We start from the raw sequence: 1,036 nt of genomic DNA on the forward strand, positions 1-1,036 counted from the left end.
CTGGGTTTGTTCGTTCATTTGCTCCCGTCCTGCTGATAAGCGTACATGGGAACGCGGCATCATAATGCGCGCCACGGCGATAGTACGGATGAAATCAAAGGCGTCTACATCGTCGTTATCGGCCAGCGGCGTCCCTTTCACTTTCACCAGCATATTGATAGGCACGCTTTCCGGCGGCGTCGGCAAATTGGCCAGTTGTACCAGCAATCCCGCACGATCGCGGATGTCTTCACCGAGCCCGACAATGCCGCCAGAGCAGATCTTGATGCCTGCCTGACGAACTTTGCTCAAGGTATCAAGTCTGTCCTGATATCTGCGGGTCGTCACGATGCCGCCGTAGAATTCCGGCGAAGTATCCAGGTTATGGTTATAGAAATCTAATCCAGCCTCCGCCAGCCGCTGCGCCTGCCGATCGTTGAGCATGCCGAGCGTCATACAGGTCTCAAGCCCCATCGCCTTGACACCCTGCACCATTTGCTCAAGCAGCGGCATATCCCGGTCGTGCGGGTTTTTCCAGGCTGCCCCCATACAAAAACGCGTGGAACCGGCATCACGCGCTTTACGGGCAGCATCAAGTACCTGTTGCACCTGCATTAGACGCTCGCTTTCAAGCCCAGTGCTATAGCGTGCGCTCTGCGGGCAATACTTGCAATCTTCGGGACAGGCACCGGTTTTAATCGACAGCAGCGTGCTGACTTGCACCTCACTGGGCGTGAAGTGCTTGCGATACACCTGCTGGGCCTCAAACAGCAAATCAAGAAACGGCTTATCAAACATTGCTCTGGCCTGCGCCAGCGTCCAGCGTTGAGAGGTTGACATAACGTTTATCCATAGCATCTTGAAGGAAACAAGTGGCGTCAGTGTAAAGTTTGCCGCTACACTGTCAACCATATATTTGAACTTTAGTTTACAGGAAATTCCGATGCAGGCCAATGACCTCGCCTTCGATAGCTGCCATATCTGGCATCCCTACACCTCCATGACTCATCCACTCCCAACCTATCCCGTTATCTCCGCTGCCGGCTGCGAGTTGATC

At 54.1% G+C, this 1,036-nt stretch carries 2 protein-coding genes; one reads left to right on the forward strand and one right to left on the reverse strand.

The features are described 5' to 3' along the window. The coding region (gene bioB, locus BG74_RS01695; RefSeq protein ID WP_244267152.1) for a biotin synthase BioB at window positions 1–819 on the reverse strand (819 nt) is incomplete at its 3' end. A gap of 103 nt (window positions 820–922) precedes the next feature. Here bioB and BG74_RS20190 point away from each other — a divergent pair. Next, window positions 923–1,036: hypothetical protein (locus tag BG74_RS20190; protein ID WP_439895632.1), on the forward strand; the 114-nt coding region annotated here is incomplete at its 3' end.

Source organism: Sodalis-like endosymbiont of Proechinophthirus fluctus (genome assembly GCF_001602625.1).
Classification (GTDB): domain Bacteria; phylum Pseudomonadota; class Gammaproteobacteria; order Enterobacterales; family Enterobacteriaceae.